This is a genomic window from Dethiobacter alkaliphilus AHT 1 (genome assembly GCF_000174415.1).
GTDB lineage: Bacteria > Bacillota > Dethiobacteria > Dethiobacterales > Dethiobacteraceae > Dethiobacter > Dethiobacter alkaliphilus.
This window is the reverse complement of record NZ_ACJM01000016.1, coordinates 39215-55374: the sequence shown is the minus strand read 5'-3', so window position 1 is coordinate 55374 and position 16160 is coordinate 39215. Positions and strand designations below refer to the sequence as shown.

General features: G+C 45.4%; 21 protein-coding genes and 1 riboswitch. Of the genes, 13 read left to right on the top strand and 8 right to left on the bottom strand.

Annotated elements, in window-relative coordinates:
* Positions 1 to 23 precede the first annotated feature (23 nt).
* A complete protein-coding gene (locus DEALDRAFT_RS13110) occupies positions 24 to 485 on the bottom strand; it encodes an Hsp20/alpha crystallin family protein (protein ID WP_008518286.1) in 462 nt (153 codons plus the stop codon).
* A 126-nt stretch (positions 486 to 611) separates the two neighbouring features.
* Here DEALDRAFT_RS13110 and flgM point away from each other — a divergent pair, with 126 nt between their 5' ends.
* The 7 genes from flgM to DEALDRAFT_RS16225 all read left to right on the top strand — a co-directional run bounded on the left by flgM (position 612) and on the right by DEALDRAFT_RS16225 (position 7635).
* Complete coding sequence (gene flgM / locus DEALDRAFT_RS13105) at positions 612 to 890, top strand: flagellar biosynthesis anti-sigma factor FlgM (RefSeq protein ID WP_008518283.1); 279 nt, start codon at positions 612 to 614, stop codon at positions 888 to 890.
* A gap of 31 nt (positions 891 to 921) precedes the next feature.
* Positions 922 to 2550, top strand: a complete 1629-nt coding sequence (gene fliD / locus DEALDRAFT_RS13100; RefSeq protein ID WP_008518282.1) for a flagellar filament capping protein FliD — start codon at positions 922 to 924, stop codon at positions 2548 to 2550.
* An 18-nt stretch (positions 2551 to 2568) separates the two neighbouring features.
* Positions 2569 to 3003 carry a hypothetical protein gene (locus tag DEALDRAFT_RS13095; protein WP_008518281.1) on the top strand — a complete coding sequence of 145 codons (435 nt, stop codon included), beginning with the start codon at positions 2569 to 2571 and terminating at the stop codon, positions 3001 to 3003.
* A gap of 152 nt (positions 3004 to 3155) precedes the next feature.
* On the top strand, positions 3156 to 3986 hold the full coding sequence (locus DEALDRAFT_RS13090; RefSeq protein ID WP_008518280.1) for a flagellin N-terminal helical domain-containing protein: 831 nt from the start codon (positions 3156 to 3158) through the stop codon (positions 3984 to 3986).
* A 124-nt stretch (positions 3987 to 4110) separates the two neighbouring features.
* The gene (gene fliB / locus DEALDRAFT_RS13085; protein WP_008518277.1) at positions 4111 to 5352 is read left to right on the top strand and encodes a flagellin lysine-N-methylase; all 1242 of its coding nucleotides are present in this window, start codon (positions 4111 to 4113) and stop codon (positions 5350 to 5352) included.
* A 15-nt stretch (positions 5353 to 5367) separates the two neighbouring features.
* Positions 5368 to 5739, top strand: a complete 372-nt coding sequence (locus DEALDRAFT_RS13080) for a hypothetical protein (protein ID WP_008518275.1) — start codon at positions 5368 to 5370, stop codon at positions 5737 to 5739.
* Positions 5740 to 5970: 231 nt separating this feature from the next.
* Positions 5971 to 7635 carry a bifunctional diguanylate cyclase/phosphohydrolase gene (locus DEALDRAFT_RS16225; protein WP_008518273.1) on the top strand — a complete coding sequence of 555 codons (1665 nt, stop codon included), beginning with the start codon at positions 5971 to 5973 and terminating at the stop codon, positions 7633 to 7635.
* Positions 7636 to 7679: 44 nt separating this feature from the next.
* Here DEALDRAFT_RS16225 and csrA read toward each other — a convergent pair whose 3' ends face one another.
* The 7 genes from csrA to DEALDRAFT_RS13040 all read right to left on the bottom strand — a co-directional run bounded on the left by csrA (position 7680) and on the right by DEALDRAFT_RS13040 (position 12021).
* Positions 7680 to 7901, bottom strand: coding sequence for a carbon storage regulator CsrA (csrA, locus tag DEALDRAFT_RS13070; RefSeq protein WP_008518271.1), 222 nt, complete (start codon positions 7899 to 7901; stop codon positions 7680 to 7682).
* A 9-nt stretch (positions 7902 to 7910) separates the two neighbouring features.
* On the bottom strand, positions 7911 to 8318 hold the full coding sequence (gene fliW / locus DEALDRAFT_RS13065; RefSeq protein ID WP_008518269.1) for a flagellar assembly protein FliW: 408 nt from the start codon (positions 8316 to 8318) through the stop codon (positions 7911 to 7913).
* A gap of 13 nt (positions 8319 to 8331) precedes the next feature.
* Positions 8332 to 9222, bottom strand: coding sequence for a flagellar hook-associated protein FlgL (flgL, locus tag DEALDRAFT_RS13060; protein ID WP_008518267.1), 891 nt, complete (start codon positions 9220 to 9222; stop codon positions 8332 to 8334).
* A 20-nt stretch (positions 9223 to 9242) separates the two neighbouring features.
* Positions 9243 to 10727, bottom strand: a complete 1485-nt coding sequence (flgK, locus tag DEALDRAFT_RS13055) for a flagellar hook-associated protein FlgK (protein WP_008518265.1) — start codon at positions 10725 to 10727, stop codon at positions 9243 to 9245.
* Between the two features lie 15 nt (positions 10728 to 10742).
* Positions 10743 to 11186, bottom strand: coding sequence for a flagellar export chaperone FlgN (flgN, locus tag DEALDRAFT_RS13050; protein WP_008518262.1), 444 nt, complete (start codon positions 11184 to 11186; stop codon positions 10743 to 10745).
* A gap of 98 nt (positions 11187 to 11284) precedes the next feature.
* Entirely contained in the window at positions 11285 to 11656 is a 372-nt protein-coding gene (fliS, locus tag DEALDRAFT_RS13045; RefSeq protein ID WP_008518260.1) for a flagellar export chaperone FliS, read from the bottom strand.
* 14 nt (positions 11657 to 11670) lie between these two features.
* On the bottom strand, positions 11671 to 12021 hold the full coding sequence (locus DEALDRAFT_RS13040) for a flagellar protein FlaG (protein WP_008518258.1): 351 nt from the start codon (positions 12019 to 12021) through the stop codon (positions 11671 to 11673).
* Positions 12022 to 12191: 170 nt separating this feature from the next.
* On the opposite strand from DEALDRAFT_RS13040, the gene DEALDRAFT_RS13035 reads away from it, so the two are divergent.
* The 6 genes from DEALDRAFT_RS13035 to fliF all read left to right on the top strand — a co-directional run bounded on the left by DEALDRAFT_RS13035 (position 12192) and on the right by fliF (position 16153).
* Positions 12192 to 12551, top strand: a complete 360-nt coding sequence (locus DEALDRAFT_RS13035) for a flagellar protein FlaG (protein WP_008518256.1) — start codon at positions 12192 to 12194, stop codon at positions 12549 to 12551.
* A gap of 18 nt (positions 12552 to 12569) precedes the next feature.
* Positions 12570 to 12983, top strand: coding sequence for a flagellar export chaperone FlgN (flgN, locus tag DEALDRAFT_RS13030; protein ID WP_008518255.1), 414 nt, complete (start codon positions 12570 to 12572; stop codon positions 12981 to 12983).
* Positions 12984 to 13239: 256 nt separating this feature from the next.
* A riboswitch (cyclic di-GMP riboswitch) is annotated at positions 13240 to 13325 on the top strand.
* Positions 13326 to 13386: 61 nt separating this feature from the next.
* Positions 13387 to 13800: a flagellar basal body rod protein FlgB gene (flgB, locus tag DEALDRAFT_RS13025; protein ID WP_008518253.1), complete on the top strand. Its 414-nt coding sequence runs from the start codon at positions 13387 to 13389 to the stop codon at positions 13798 to 13800.
* Between the two features lie 2 nt (positions 13801 to 13802).
* Positions 13803 to 14213 (top strand): flagellar basal body rod protein FlgC, encoded by a 411-nt coding sequence (gene flgC, locus DEALDRAFT_RS13020; protein WP_008518252.1) that lies wholly within the window; start codon positions 13803 to 13805, stop codon positions 14211 to 14213.
* Between the two features lie 8 nt (positions 14214 to 14221).
* Positions 14222 to 14521, top strand: a complete 300-nt coding sequence (fliE, locus tag DEALDRAFT_RS13015) for a flagellar hook-basal body complex protein FliE (RefSeq protein ID WP_008518250.1) — start codon at positions 14222 to 14224, stop codon at positions 14519 to 14521.
* A gap of 72 nt (positions 14522 to 14593) precedes the next feature.
* Positions 14594 to 16153, top strand: coding sequence for a flagellar basal-body MS-ring/collar protein FliF (fliF, locus tag DEALDRAFT_RS13010; RefSeq protein WP_008518248.1), 1560 nt, complete (start codon positions 14594 to 14596; stop codon positions 16151 to 16153).
* Positions 16154 to 16160 lie beyond the last annotated feature (7 nt).

Below are 16160 nucleotides of genomic sequence, written 5' to 3'. Positions count from 1 at the left end.
ATGCGACCAGGCGGTCGCATTTTTTAGTGTTGCTGTGTATTTACTTTTAATTTGCGTGAGCGTATCCGCCCGTTTTCTACTTTATTAATCCGTACTTCCAATACACCATGATGATAATCTGCCCAGGCTTCATCCGGTTTTACCTCCACCGGCAGCGGTACGGTCCTGGAGAATCTACCATAACGCCTCTCCACCATACGGTAGCCGTCCCGTTCCCTATCGGCCCGGCGCTTAATTTCTCCACTTATAGTAATCTGCATATCATCCACGGTAATGTCCAATTCATCCGGATTAGCTCCCGGTATCTCCGCACTGACCAGCACTTCCTTCTCCGTTTCATGGATATCCACGGTCGGCCCGGGCATCCTGTCATAAGGCTGCCCCTTCATATCCAGAAACGGACTGTCGGGAAAACGCATATGCCGCTGCTCTTCAGCCATCCTGGCAAATTCGCCGTACGGATTCCAGCTAGTTAGCGATAACATCTAAATCCCACCTTACTCAATATGTTTGTCTTTATCTTCTCAAAAAATATATTTTTGTATTCTGAGGGTAAAGTAATTTGCCATCCTGCCGATACAATAGGTGAGCAAGCTAAAGGAGTGTTTTCCATGAAAATTAACAACAACCACGGCATTCAGGTTAACAAACTTTATAAAGCCCAGGCAGACGAAAAAGCAAAGGCCAAAAGCCCTCAAGAATCTGCCAAGGGCGATAAGCTCTCCATTTCCGGCGAAGCAGCCAAAGTGCAGGAACTGGTTAAAGCAGCCTCGGTTCCGCCCGAAGTAAGAACGGAGCGGGTGGAGCAGCTCAAAGAAGCTATTGCCAAAGGCGAGTATACGCTGGACACCAAAAAAATCGCCGCCGCAATGCTAGACGATAAGAAGTAGGATTTATCTTTAACACAAGGAGGCTTCACCCATGAGCACATTACGTATCGGAGGTATAGCCTCCGGCTTTGATACAGAACAGATTATTCGCGACCTGATGCGTGTGGAACGCATGAAGGTGGACCGCACTTTCCAGCAGCGCCAGACGCTGCAGTGGCAAAAAGAACAGTACCGCGAAATGACCAACAAAGTTCGTAGTTTTCGCGACCAGTACTTTGATATCCTAAAACCCGAGACGAACCTTACTTCTGCCTCGGCAATGAAAAAAATGTCAGCAACCTCCAGCATGCCGGGTATTGTCTCCGTCAGTGCTGGCGCCATCGCTTTCCAGGGAGAGTCTACGTTTCAAGTGCTTCAGAGTGCCACTGCTGCTAAAGCGATAGCAAATGAAGTTACCGCTGGTCATGAAGAAGGAATGCGGCTTAGCATGACGGATACAATGGCTACTATCAGTAGTAAGTTAGGGGAAGCGGCAGGCGAAGGCGTCCTTAATTTTGAGGATGGGCGATTTTCTTTGACTATCAATGATGTAGAAATTGAAATAAGTGAAAGTGACACTTTTGGTAGCGTCCTTCAACGAATTAATAATAGTAACGCTGGTGTGCAGGTTTCCTACAGCACATTCAGTGACACCTTTACCATGACCGCAAGGGAGACGGGAGCAGGACATATCACCACCGATGACGGTGGTAACTTCTTCTCCGCTCTTGGTCTGGTGCCAAATGCTGAAGGAGAAGTGGGGCAATCCGGTCGGGATGCGGTTTTTAGAATCAATGGTTTTGAAGGAACCAGAACGACCAACTCTTTTACCATTGACGGTATTACATACTCCATAAATCAGCAAGTTGACCCGCCCGTTGATCCTGAAGCTCCTCTTGAAACAATCAGAATAAATGTATCGGTAGACACCGATGCCATTTTTAATACCATCGAAAAATTTATCAGTGACTATAACCAGTTAATTGATGATATCAGCGGTAAGTTAAATGAAGAACGTTTCCGCGGCTTCCCTCCCCTGACAGATGAGCAGAAAGAAGCAATGAGTGACAGAGAGATTGAGCTCTGGGAGGAGAAAGCTCAAAGCGGCCTTTTACGTCGGGACTCGGCGTTGGAGAATATGCTGAGGAATATGCGCTCTGCTCTTTATGATATGGTTGGAGAAGGTCATCTCTCTTCCATCGGTATCGAAACATCACGCAATTATCTGGATAACGGCAAACTGGTTCTCAAGAACGGTGGCAATGATTTGCGCGCTGCTATTGCTGAAAATCCCGACAGTGTGGTGGATCTGTTTGCCCGCCGCTCCGATATCTCCTATAGCCCAAACTTGTCCGCAGAAGATCGTTCCCAGCGCTATCAGGAGTCAGGCTTGGCTCACCGTTTAAGCGATATCCTTCAGGATAATATCCGCACCACGAGAAATAGCAACGGTAGGAAAGGAGTACTGCTGGAACGGGCCGGAATTGTAGGCGATACAACTGAGTTCGATAACTATTATGATAATCAAATTAAACAGGTAAACCGGCAGATTGATCGTATCAATGAAATGCTGCAACGCAGAGAAGAGCAGTATTATCGAAGGTTTACCGCTATGGAAAAGGCATTACAGCAACTCCATTCACAAGGCGATTGGCTAATGATGCAGTTGCAGCAATTTTAATATAGGGAGAGGCAGAGTATGTCAGACTTGGAACATCTGAGCACGGAGATGGAGCTGTCACACCAACTGCAGCTATTTCGTGTAATATATAGTGTAACTGAAGCTTTAGCAGATCTGTGTGCTCAAGGCATTCAAGATCAGAAACAAATAGATAAACTTCTTTCCAAAAGGCAGCAAATAATGGATGAAATTACTCAATTTCAACAGGATTCTGTTGTTACCAACGATGAAGGTGGGCTTTCTCCTGAAATTAAAAACCTGCACTATGAAATGCGTTCGGTTTTGCAGAAAACCGCTATCTTGAATAAAAAAGTCACAGATTATCTACAGGTAAGCCGGGATAAAGTAAAAAAAGATATTCTCATGTTTCAGGCAGAGAAAAAAGCTGGAGTGTTATATAAAAAGACCTCACTACAATCGGAAGGGTTTTTCATAGATTCAAAAAAAAATTAATGCTTCTATATAAAGTTTGTTGATACCTTGTCGATAATACTTGTGAAAGAAAAAGTAGCTAATTCGCGGGGCGGCCGACCTGCCGAGGAGCTGTTTTTCTGTAAATAAAGTCTCCAAAGGAATGGAGGCAATAAATTCAAGGAGGAAGAAAAATGAGAATTAACAACAACATCATGGCAATGAACACCCATCGTCAGTTGAGCATCAACAACAATTCAGGTGCTAATTCAATGGAGAAGCTATCTTCAGGATTTAGAATCAACCGGGCTGGAGATGACGCTGCTGGGCTTTCAATTTCAGAAAAAATGAGAGGTCAAATCAGGGGTTTGCAACAGGCTTCTAGAAATGCACAAGACGGTATATCAATGATTCAAACTGCAGAAGGATCTTTGCAGGAAGCGCATGCAATTCTTCAGCGAATGAGGGAGCTATCCGTTCAGGCAGCTAATGACACTAACGTTGCGGCAGACAGAACATCAATTAAAGATGAACTGGATGAATTAAAACTAGAACTAACGAGAATTAACAATAATACCCAATTTAACACTGAGAATGTATTAGATGGAACTGCAGGCACGGCGGGTAAAGTAAACCTTTTAGTAGGTGCTAATAAAGGGGAGGAAATGGAATTAGATTTAACCATTAAAGGGATTAAACTGGATGATGTTATTAGTTCATTAGTTGTTGACGTATCTGATTCAGATAAGGCACAAGATTTTGTAGAATTAGTAAATACAGCTATTACTGATGTGTCTGCAGGGCGTTCAAAGCTAGGTGCTTGGCAGAACAGATTAGAGCATACTATTAAAAACCTAGATAATGCTGCAGAGAATTTGCAAGCAGCAGAATCAAGAATTAGAGATGTAGACATGGCTAAAGAAATGATGGATTTTACTAAAGCAAATATTCTTCAGCAAGCATCAACAGCAATGTTGGCTCAAGCTAATATGGCTCCTCAATCTGTATTGCAACTATTGGGATAATTCTGTACCGATATTAAATAAACTTCTCAAGTCTTAACATAGTTAGCAATATAGAAAAGCATTAAGAGGATCAGGGGAATTATACCTCTGATCCTTTTCAGATATGGAAAAAGGAGATATTTCTATGACACAAAGAAAAAGAATCATATTACAACCAGAATACTTGAAAAATTTCCATTGTATTGGATCGGACTGCGAAGATAGTTGCTGCATTGGTTGGAGAGTGGATTTGGATAAAAAAACGTACTTAGCATATAAAAAACTGAATCAGCCAGAACTAAGGTTAACTATAGAGAAAATGGTAAACCGTAAACACAACGATAAAAGCAATGCTTGTTATGGAAAAATTAAGATGGATAGAAACGGAAAGTGCCCCTTTCTTAATAAAGAAAATCTTTGTAAAATCTACATCTTTGCAGGAGAAGAATACCTCTCGAATACGTGCACATTCTACCCAAGAGATGTTAAAAAAATAGATGGAGCGTTTGAAAGAAGTGCCACTCCGTCTTGCCCAGAAATTGTGCGACTAGGAATTCTAAGTTTAGAAGGCATTAGTTTTGAGCAAGTAGAAGAAAATGCAGAGGAAACTATCCAAATTCACGGTACTTTTGATACACAAGGACATTTATTTTTAAACAAGCCACAAAGGTTTTTCTGGGAAATTCGAATGTTTAGTCTGTGCCTTCTACAAAATAGAGACTACTCTTTAGCAGAACGTCTAGTAATTCTTGGCATTGTATACAAAAAAATTGAAGTTATACAATTAGAAGGTCGTGTAAGGGATATTCCACTAATGTTAGAGACTATGAATAGCATGATTGAGGCCGGTAATTTTAAGTCAGAGCTTGCAAAAATTCCAATAGAAAGTGAAGTTCAAATGCAAGTAGCAAAAACGATAGCTAATCATAAATTTAGTCTAGGAATTAGCAGTAAACGATATATGGAGTGCTTAAAGGAGACCTTCCAGGGAATAGGTTTTGTGGAAACTGATGATATTGAACAGGTTAAAGATAAATATGATAGAAATTATCAAGAATTTTTAAGACCTTATTTAAAAGAAAAAGAACACATTCTTGAGAATTATCTTGTTAATGAATTTTTTAAGGAGATGATGCCTTTTGGCTCTTATCAATCTATTTGGGATTCTTACATTTTCCTTTGTTTGCTATATGCAATGATAAAATTTCACATGATTGGAATGGCAGGATACCATAAAGAGCTTAATGATGAATTAGTTATAAAAATAATCCAATCCTTTACAAAAGTGGTACTTCATAACAATCAATACATTCAACAAATTATAAAGCTCTTAAAAGATAGTGGATATGATACTTTAGCTTATATGTCTATATTAGTTAAAAATTAGAAGGGGAGTTTTTTTATGAAAATTGAAAACATAGAAGTGATTCACAGCATCCTGCAACTTCTTCCAACCATAGAAGAAGGACTTGAATATATAAAAAAGCAATTAACAGAGCTACGCTATGAGGAAGCATTAGAACTTTTACAAGATGCTATGGGAGGCATTGTAAGTATTGAAAAAGCCGTTCAGCCAATACTTCAGAAACTTCCAGAAAACAAGACGAACTTCTTAGGAGATAATCTTAAAGAAAAAATGAGTATAGTCGTATCAAGCTATGAAAGTGGAAAAAATGCAGATTTAGAAAAACAAGTAGGAGAAGAAGCTCTACCAGCCTTTAAAGATTGGAAAGCAGAATTAGAGAGAGTACTTAGACCTTACACTGTCTCGTAGAGGCATTGCTATCTATGGACATAACAGGTTGGAATACTAAATTTAAGTCCAGATATCTCAGACCTCGGAATGTACTGTAATTTACAAATACAAAAAAAGCTACTAGTGAACCTTTAATAGCCAAGTCATGAAAATAGCCTATATCAGCAGGCGGGAAAAACGGAGAGTATTAATCTGATATAATCAGACCATTCACAGCAAATTTAAATGTATTCAGTGAGGAGGCCGCGTATGTTAGATCAGTCCTCAATTATCATGACTTCTTTTGCAGTTTCGGTGGTTTTATTTTTTTTATATAGCTGTTTGTATGGTATTGAGCGAAAAAGATATATGCTGTCTTGGTCTCTGGGATGGTTATTGCTGGTGGTTAGTTATGGGGCAAGGCTTGCTATGTTCTCATACCAGGAAACGCCTTTGCTGTTGACAGTTAATTATCTGTCAACGTTGGGTAGTGCGGTACTGATTTATATTGGGGTAAATGATTTTCTGGAAAGAAGCGTTAAATGGTGGGCGTATTTTCTGGGGGGTAATGTGCTGTTGTTTGCAGGGGTGCAGATTTTTGCTTTACCCTCATGGATTTATTTGCTCTCAGCCGCTATATTTGTGGGACTGTTGTACTGGGGTGCGGGGGTGGCCTTTATTAGGACAAAGAAGTTTTTGGGGCCAATCGGTTACCTGGTGGGGATTGCTTTTATTTTGTGGGGCTTGGGCATCTTTTTCTATCCGGTTGTTGAGGTAAGCTTTCCTGCTTCTGTTTCGGTTTTCCATGTCTTTGTAGGGTCTATTGGGCTGGCTGCTGCCCTGAGCCTGATTACCGGCTATTTTCAGAAGATCAGAACGGATTTGTTAGAAGGACAAAGAAAAATTGATTATCTTACCAAATATGATAAGCTGACAGGTTTATATAATCGAAGCTATTTTGAAGAAATATTGCAGTTTATGAATTGTAAAGAAAATCTGCCCATTAGTTTAGTGGTTGGCGATTTGGACGGATTAAAGCTTAGTAACGATATTTTTGGTCACCATAAAGGGGACGAGCTGTTAGTAGAAGCAGCTACGTTGTTGCGGAAGTTTTTTAGGAAAGAAGATATTATTGCCCGGTGGGGTGGAGACGAGTTTGTTATTCTTTTGCCGAAAACAGAGTACCAGGTAGCCTGGCAGGTTGTTGAAAGGGTAAAAGAATGTTTTGGGCAGATTACTTTCGAAGATATCCCTGTGAATATCTCTTTGGGAGTGGCAACAAAGGGCGTTGTCTCCGAAGATATGCATAGTGTTTTTAAGAGAGCGGAAGAAGAGATGTATAATAATAAATTGCAGGAAAATAAGAACTTCCGCAGCAGGCTGATTAAGTTTATAGTGCAGGAGCTGCAGAAGAGGGGCTACCAGACCACAGAACATACTAAACGGCTGAAGAAGACAGCCGGTGATATTGGGGAGTCGCTGGGTTTAACAAAGATGCAGCTTTCAGAGCTCTCGCTGGTGGCTGAGCTGTGTGATATCGGAAAAATTGCTGTACCTGATGAAATAATCAATAAGCAAGGGCCGTTGAGCCCAGATGAATGGGCTGTTGTGCAAGGTCATTGTGAGGCCGGTTATCATATTGTTCGCTCCTGCGTTGATTTAAGCCATATTGCAGACGCTATTTTGTATCACCATGAGTGGTGGAATGGTAAAGGCTACCCACTGGGTTTGAAGGGAAGGGAAATTCCCTTATATTCCAGGATTATTGCGGTGGCTGTGGCTTATGATGCTATGTTGGAGGATAGGCCGTACAGGCAGGCTCTGGGCAAATGTGCCGCTTTGCAGGAGCTGCAGCGCTGCTCCGGGACAGTTTTCGATCCGGATATAGTGAGCGTTTTTGTGGAGGCAAGAGATTCTGATGCATTGTGTGGTTAACTACATAGGAGTATTAAAAAACAGCACCGATGGGTGCTGTTTGATTATTCTTCAGGAGTAGGCAGTGTTGGTATTTTTTTGGGGGACAGGGCTGCGGCGCGGTTAGCCTCTTTGATGGCCTCAAAAACTTCTTCACGATGGATGGCCACTTCTTTAGGGGCATCGATGCCTATTTTAACCGTGTCTCCCTTGATTTCGAGGATTTTTATGGTTATGTTGTCTCCGATTATCAGGTTTTCTCCTGATTTACGCGTGAGTACGAGCATTATTTCCTCCTAGCCGCAATGGCGGCGTTTTTCCGGAGGGAAAAGATAGTGGCGTGTGCTGTATGGTGAGTCGTGCATTACGTGTTGACAGGCCAGTCCTTTTTGTGCGTTCACAAGTAATGGCGCCATCAGGTTGGCGGACATGTCACTTACCTTTTCCGGTACGGTGACAATCAGGTACACATCCGGTTCCGTTCCCTCTGCTTTTATATTCGCCAAATCGGATTGTTTTACCTGCACGCGGTAGTCGGGGAAAAAGAAATGGGGTTTGGTGAGGATAAAGGAGGGGCCGTCTTGGGCTTCCAGGGTAAAGAAGCAGGCGTTATCAGGGAGGGGCTGTAGGGTGTATGTAGTAGTATCTTCAAAGCCCATCAGGGGTGGGGTCATTGTTAAAGTGAGCTTGCTTGGTTTAGTCATTTTTAATACCACCTTATCTTAGGAAATCTACCAGGCTGGGTACCATGATCCTGGCTCCGGCTGAAAGAGATGCTCTGTACAGTGTGTCCATGGTGGAGTAATTCATAAATGTTTCGGCAAAGTCGATGTCTTCCAGTTTGGAGCGCAGAGTTGTCAGGTTCAGTTTTTGAGCACCGTTGTTATTTTCGGTGAGTTCCAGGCCGTTGCTGAGAGCGCCATGGGCGGCACGCTTGTCCAGAACCCAGTCAATGCTTTGGGATAAATCTGCAATGGATTGGTTGATGTCTGCGGTATCAGCTCTATTCAGGGCATCTTTCAATTCATTCATACGGGAAAATATCTGAGAATCTTCATGCATAAACAGGCTTTCTCCGTCGATATTGCCCTGAATTATAACATTAGGGGCAACCTCCCACCTGATTGCTCCCTCATCGCCATGGTAATCAACTTCACCTTCTCCGTCCCGATGGAAGGGGACGGTGGTTGTTTGATGGCCGGCAAAGACATTGCGGCCTTCGTAGCTGGTGTTGGCAAACTGGACAAGGACATTGGTGAGTTCATCCACTTCCATGGCCAGAGCACGACGATCTTCCGGAGATAGTGAGTCGTTGGCTCCGTACACTGCCAGTTCCCGGGCGCGCTGCAGGACTTCGTTAATGCCGTGTAGAGCGTCTTCGGTGGTGTCGATCCAGGAGCGGGCGGTATCGATGTTGCGTTTGTATTGCTCGTTGTTATCCAGGGAAGTGTTGTAGCCCAGAATGCGGGAGACGGCGATGGGATCTTCTGAGGGTTTATTGATGGCCTTCCCGGAGGAGAGCATGTTTTGATAGTGGTTCATGGTACTCAGGTTGCGGTTTACATTACGGATTACCGTGTTTTTTATGATTTGATGGGTTACGCGCATTTGCGGCACCTCCTAAGTGTTTAGCGGACCATACGGTTAATCAGAGTGTCGTAGATCTCGTCCAGGGTGGTGATAACCCGGGCGGAGGCCTGGTAGGAGAGCTGGAACTGAACCATATTGGCCATTTCTTCGTCGATGGAGACGCCGGAGATGGAGTCTCGGCGATCAGACATCATTTCTACCAGGGAGGTTTGGTTGGTTGCCATGCGGATACTTTCCTGGGAGTCCACGCCCAAACGGGCGATGGTGTCTCTGTAGAAGTTGGCGAAAGTGGTGCCGCCTTCGTCATCCAGTTCCAGGCGGCCCCTCAGGTTTTTGGCATCTGAATTCACGGTGATCCGGCTGTTGCGGAGTTGAGAAATTTGTACGGCATTGCTGCCGTCACCGGGAGCAGGTTTAAATGGTGCTTCTTCTGACCCATCTTCTCCCCGGGGAATCGGTGGCGTTGAGGCGGCTATTTTTCTCAGATCATTTTGAATATCTTTGTTAACCCCAATAGTTTTCAGGTGGTCGCCTGTGAAGAAATCTATACCGTATTCACCGGTTAGATCCATGCCGTTATTGTGGTACTCGTTAATAGAGTCAACCAGACCCCAGGCCATGCTTTCGAATTCTTCCATGTACTTGCGCAGGTCATCGTCTCTGGTGGCAATCAGGCCGGCGATTTCGCCGCTGTTAATTTGCGTTGGGCGTTCATCGCGGGACCAGACTATTTGCGGGCCTGGTAGCCACTCACTGTTTTGTTCAGGTGTGCCCTCTACTGTCTTTAAGGTATTTACAATGTTTTGCTGGACAAGGGGGCGGCCTCCGATGAAGATGTTGACGGCACCGTTATCAGCAATGTGCAGATCGTAATTCACCATTTTGGCCAGGTTGTCTAAGAGCAGGTCGCGGCGGTCCATTAAATCATTGGGGCTATCGCCTTTGGCTGTCAGCGTGGTAATTTGTTGGTTTAAATCTTTGATTTGTTCGGCAAGGGAGTTTAAGTCGTTTACCTTGAGCTCAATGTCTTTTGTGATGTCGGCACGGACTGATTCCAATTGTGTGTAGGTATGTTGGATGGAATTTACCAGGAAGTTGGCGTTTTCAACCAGGGCGGCACGGGCCGGAGAGCTTTCCGGGCTCAGGCTCAGTTCCTGCCAGCTGTCAAAGAATGTGCTGAGGACGGAGTTGAAGCCGGTGTCGGAAGGTTCCATAAAGATCATTTCCACTTGGCTTAAGTATTCTTTGCGGCTTTCCCAGTTACCCAGGATGTGCATTTCGTCGCGGATTTGATTGTCGAGAAACAGTTCGCGGACACGGGCAATTTGGCTTACCTTGACACCGCTACCCAGCATGCCTTGTCCGTTGGGATACGGAAGAGGGGTGGTGGTGGACATGCCGGCCACCTGGCGGCTGTAGCCCGGGGTGTTGGCGTTGGCCACGTTATGGGCTGTTACTTCCAGAGCTTTTTGCTGGGCCTGCATGCCCAGGCGTGAGATATTTAAACCAAAGAATGTGGACATTTATCTTCCTCCCAGTTAGGCGCGTGTGCTAATCATTAGTTCTGCTTGCTGCTTGTTGATTGCTCCGCTGGCGTTATAGGGGGTGTTTGCTGCATCCGGTGAAATTATCTCGCGGATTTGCCCCAGGTAGGCCAGTTCGTTTTTCAAGAGAACCATGTTGGTGGTGTTCAGGCTTTGTGCTTCACGAAGTAAGGTTTTAAGGGATTGCCGCAGTTCAAGCAGGGTTTCTTCATCCTTGGAAGTGGCGGCGATTTCCTGCAGGGTTTTGCCTGCGGAAAAGTTATGGATTTCTTTGTCCAGTGAAGAGAGCTTCTGTTGCAAGTTTTCCTTTTGTTTAAGGGCTGCTATTGTTTGTTCTTTGTCCCGGGTAAGGATGGCTTCCCGTTCTTTTAGAGCCACATTTATTAAATCAGTCAGTGCTTGTTGTTGTTGCTTTAGGACATTGAGTAATTGTTCCAACGGTATCCCTCCGTAAATTGCTGTTGGTATATATATCGGCGGGGGTGAGAAAAGCTTTAGTGCTATATATAAAAAAAGATGGCGCGCCGGCCATCTTTTTATTGAACAAATTTAAGTGCCTGGACCCAGGAATCCCGCAGTTCGGTGAGCATGTTTTCTACTTCAGAGAGGATTTGGGTATCTTTTTTTAGATTTGCCTCCAATAGGCGGGAGTTCATGTAATCATAAAGTGAGTAGAGATGTGAGGCTACTTCGCCTTGGTTCATGTCTAAGGAGGCCATTAATTCATTAATTATGTCCTGGGTTTTAATGATGTTGGTGTGTGCTTTTTCTATGCTCTGTTCAGTAATGCCCATTTGTGCCAGCTTTAGAAATTTAATGGCACCGTTATAGAGCATGATGATTAGTTGTTGTGGTGATGAAGTTTCTACCTGATTTTGTTTGTACTTTTGATAGGGGTTTGCTAACATATAGGTTCCTCCTTTTAGCGTTTAGCGTCCAGCATCAGACCCACCATGTTCTGGATCTGTGCTACAACGTTGAGTAGGTTTTCGGGGGGCATTTCTTTGATGATTTCATCGGCCTTTGTATCCACCACTTGCACCATCATGCGGTCGGTGCCTTCATGCAGTTTAAAGCGCAGGCTAAGATTGAGGGCATCGGATGTTTTGTTCAGCTGCTCCACGGCGTGATCGGTTTCTTGGGGAGATATTTCTTGTGCCGGATTCTTGCCCTGGATTGCCACATCTTTTTTTTGCGCCTGCTGCGAGTGGGAGACGTCTGTGGTGTGGCGGGAATCCGGTTGGGGCGGGGGATTATTTGTCACTATTCTCATTTTCTTCACCTCTTGTATTCAGTTTTTGGCATGTTGTTAATTATCTTTTCGGCGGGAAGCTGCAAAACTTTAGGAAAAATTTATAAAAAAATTTTGTAGATAGGTGTAAAGTTGAGTTAATTGGTGCCGATGAATGTATAATATGATGTTTCGGGAAGTGAGGGATAGCCATGCGGGTGCAGGGTGTAGACCCCATCATGTTAAACCGAATCCAGGAAAAAGTGAAAAAGCATACTGTGCAGCAATCGGAGCAGGCCTATATTTCCAATGAGCAGGGGCGGCAGAAGAAGGAGCAGCAGAGAGAGGCGGCTGACAGTGACAAAATGGCAGCTGCGGTTAAAAAGCTAAACGATACTGCAGAGACGTTGGGCATTGACTTGTTATTCTTTTGGGATGAAGAGGCTTGGGTTGTTCTGGTGATGGAGAAGAAAACGCAGCAAATTATCCGGGAGCTGGAGCCGGATAAAATCAATGAGATGTTGGTTGATATGCAGAGTTTTGTGGGGATAATGGTTGATTACGTCCTTTAATTCGGGGGAGGGATGGCTGTGGAAGTAACTCTGACAGAGCTTTTGGACGGGCTGACGGAGATTTATTCCAGACAGAAGGTTTTATACGGTAAGCTGGCGGAAATAGCTCTTTGGGAGGCCAAGGCCATTAAAGAGCGCGATATGCTGGGCTTGATCGACCTGCAGCAAGTGGAGGGCCAGTTGATGGAGCAGGTACAGGTGCTGGATGATGCCAAAGCACAGTTAAAAGAGGTGTTGTTAAGCAAATTGCCAGGCCGGCGGCTCACCATGGATCAGTTAGCCTGTGCCGCGGAACCCGCTGCTTATATTGCACACCATAAAATTGTTTCCGAGATAAATAATTTGTTAGGTGAAATAGAGCAAACAAAGCGTAATAATGCTTATGAATTAAGTCAGACCCTACAGTTGAACCGGCATGGAGTTGGGGCTTAGGGCAAAAAGGCAGCTTAGCTGTCTTTTTTTTTGTTTTTAGGGCTAAAAAACAGGCAAAGTGGCTTGAAAGTGAGGCAGTTGCCGTTGAGCTGCCTGTCCTTGTAAGGGGTTCCCGTGTCCCACTTGGGAAGTGGCGACATTATGTTAATTATTTCTACTTTTGTTGCCATTATTTTTATATTGTTGCAGGATTTTCACATTATTTAGCGAAAAGTAAGTTCATGAAAACTCAAATCCCCAAAATTAATGAAAAAATGTCGAATAAAGGCAAACTCGCCGAAAGGCGGGGACGCAAAGCCACAGGCCTACGGTTGTAATGACTATGGCGGCTGGGTTGCCGGCCACTGTTACCTTAAACTCTAGGTCTGTGCCCTAGGGTTTTCTTTGGGAAAGGAGGATTTCATTGAACAGCTTATGGACGGATAATGCAACGGTATCCCTGCAAAAAGGGCTGGATGCTGCCGGGGAGCGTAACCGGGTGATGGCCCATAATGTGGCCAATGTAAATACTCCCATGTTTAAACGACAGGATGTTTCTTTTGAAAAGCAGCTGCGACAGGCGCTTGCCGCGCCAAGCAGGCTGCCGCTGGCCACCACGCATGAAAGGCATGTGGGGGGACAGAAGAGCCTGCAGGATGTAGGGCATAAGGTAAGTACGGACCGCAGTTCGGCCATGCGCTCAGACGGGAACAATGTGGATATTGACCGTGAGATGGCGCTTATGGCCACTAACCAGCTTAATTATAATGCTATGACTCAGGTTCTTAACGAGCGCTACAGTTTGTTGCGGTATGTAATCCATGAAGGGAGGCGGTAATAATGCAGATTTTTAAGGCTATGAATGTGTCATCTTCCGGGTTGACCGCAGAGCGTTTTCGCCTTGATCTGATTGCCAATAACATTGCCAATGCCCATACCACCAGGACCGAAGACGGTGGGCCTTATCAGCGCAAGTCGGCAGTGTTTGCTGAAGTGATGGACGGCGCCAGGAAGTCCGGCCAGGGCGTGCGGGTTCAGGGTGTAAGTGTGGATAACACAGAGCCCCGGCTGGTTTATGAGCCGGAGCATCCCGATGCCAATGAAGAGGGTTACGTAGCTTACCCCAATGTAAACATAGTGCAGGAAATGGTGGATATGATTACCGCCACCCGGGCTTATGAAGCCAATGTGACGGCGCTGAATGCTTCCAAGAACATGTTTCTCAAAGCATTGGAAATCGGCAGAGGGTAGGTGATTAGATGAAGACTCAGGTATTAAACCCTTTTATTCCCCTTCAGTGGCAGCAGCCTGCTGCAGCGGCACCGGAGACAAAGGCGGCGGAAGGTTTTGCCGGGACTTTACATAAGGCGTTGGGAGAAGTAAACCAGTTGCAGGTTAATGCCGATGAAGCGGCACAGAAACTGGCCATGGGTGAAGCGGAAGATATTCATCAGGTGATGATTGCCATGGAGCAGGCAAAAATGGCCATGCAGCTGACGGTCCAGGTGAGAAATAAGGTTGTGGAGGCTTACCAGGAAGTTTCCAGGATGCAGTTATAAATACTTTGCTAAATCGTTTTTGTTTTTTATATAAAGTTACGTATTTTTTGTTGACCCGGGGGGTGGAGACGGTTGGCCGAAGAGGAGCGTGCGACAGCAGTTAGGGTGCAGGATTTGCCGGAGAAATGGCAGCAGCTGAGCCAACGCAAAAAAATAGCGGCCATAGTTATGGCCGTTGCCATTATAGTTACTCTCTTTTTCCTGGGACAGGCCATTGCCCGGCCGCGCATGGCATTGTTATTTACCGGGTTGGAGCCGGTGGATGCGGGGCGAATTGCAGCCAGATTGCAGGAAATGAATGTGCAGTACTCCCTTGATGATGAAGGAAGAACTATTTTGGTCCGACAGGACATGGTGGATGATGTAAGGATTCAACTGGCAAGCGATGAGTCATTAAATATCGGTGGCGGCAGTGGTTTTGAGCTGTTTGACCAGACAAATCTGGGCGCCACGGATTTCAACAGACGAATGGATTATCTGCGCGCTTTGCAGGAAGAGCTGCGCCGGACCATTGTCCGTCTGGATGAAGTGGAGCAGGCACGGGTACATCTGGCACTTCCTGAGCCCAGTGTCTTTATCCAGGATTCGGCGGAGCCCTCCGCCTCCATCGTGCTGGCTTTGAGTCCTGTTTCGCGTTTGGATTCGGAGCGGGTGCGCGGTATTGTGCATCTGGTGGCCGGTAGTGTGGAGAATATGCGGCCGGAAAATGTTACGGTGATTGACACCACAGGGAACATTCTCAGTGACCAGCTGGATAATCTGGATCCCACGAAGCAGTTGGCGGAAGCCACCATGGCGCAGTTGGATATTAAACGCTCCTTTGAAAAAGAACTGGAACGGCGTGTACAGGTGATGCTGGAGCGTATTTTAGGTCCGGGACAGGCCATTGCCATGATAACCGCAGATTTGGACTTTGATTCCCATGAGTCCACCGTTATTACCTTTGATAGCGAGGGTGTGCCGCGCAGCCAGACAATTACCGAGGAATATTTTGAAGGAGCCGGCGTGGTACCCGGTGAGGCGGGAGCAGACAGTAACATTCCCGGATATCCGTGGGTCGGTGGTACCGGTGACTCTACATATGAGCGTTATGATGAAACCACAAACTATGAAATTAACGAAACAACGGAAAGGCAAATCCGGGCTCCGGGAAAGCTGGTGCAGCTCAATGCTTCCGTTGTGGTAAATGATAACGGCGGTCAGCTGTCTCAGGCGCAGGTCCGACAGATCAGTGAGGCTGTGGAGGCGGCCTTGGGCTATCAGGTGGGACGGGGCGACAGTATCAGTGTGCAGGGGATGAGTTTTGATACATCCCATCAGGAAGATGCCATGCTGGCCATGGAGGAAGCGGCTCGCAGGGAAATGATTGAACGATATGTTACCATCGGGGCCATAGCTTTAGCTGCAATAATAATCTTTTTTGTCATTTTGCGTGCTTTCCGGGCCTGGCGTGAAAGACAGCTGGAGGCGGAGCTGGCTGCATTGGCTAGTGCGCCAAAAATTCAAGAAGAGCCTGCGGAGGAAATGGAAGAGACGCCTCAGCAGCGCCTGCATAAACGAGTTCGTGATTTGGCCGAGAGGGAACCCGAATCGGTTGCTCATTTGATTCGAGCCTGGCTCGCCGAAGAATAGGGGAGAT